This is a genomic window from Azospirillum himalayense (assembly GCF_042657465.1).
GTDB lineage: Bacteria > Pseudomonadota > Alphaproteobacteria > Azospirillales > Azospirillaceae > Azospirillum > Azospirillum himalayense.
In genome coordinates, this window is record NZ_JBHSLC010000103.1 from 1 (window position 1) to 578 (window position 578).

The window sequence follows — 578 nt, forward strand, 5'->3', positions numbered from 1 at the left end:
CCACCGGCGACTTCACCGGCGACGGCAAGACCGACATCCTGTGGCGCAACACCCAGACCACCGCGGTCGGCCTGTGGGAGATGGACGGCGCCACGCTGAAGAGCGCCACCGCCTTTGGCGCCATCCCGGCGGAGTGGGTGGCGGTCGGGGCCGGCGACTTCACCGGCGACGGCAAGGCCGACATCCTGTGGCGCAACACGGCGACCAGCGAGACCGGGCTGTGGGAGATGGACGGCACCACGCTGGTCCGGGCCGGGCTGACCTCGGTGCAGGGCGGGGCGGACTGGCAGATCGGCGCGCTCGGCGACCTCGACGGCGACGGCAAGACCGACCTGGTGTGGCGCAACAAGACGACCCAGCAGGTCGGGCTGTGGCAGATGGACGGGTTCCAGGTCAGCAACTACCGGGTGCTCGACGCCATCCCCAACGAATGGACCATGGAGGGCACCGGCGATTACGACGGCGACGGCCGCGACGACGTGCTGTGGCGCAACAGCAACGACGACACCATCGCCGCCTGGCGCTCCTTCGACCAGAACGGCGCCATCGGCATCGAGCCGCGCATCATCGCCAACGCC

Annotated in this window: 1 protein-coding gene; it reads left to right on the forward strand. The window is 70.2% G+C overall.

Annotated features, from left to right (window positions below):
- Positions 1 to 578 (forward strand): FG-GAP repeat domain-containing protein (locus ACFPMG_RS28060; protein ID WP_376998485.1); only part of this gene is annotated, 578 nt, incomplete at both ends.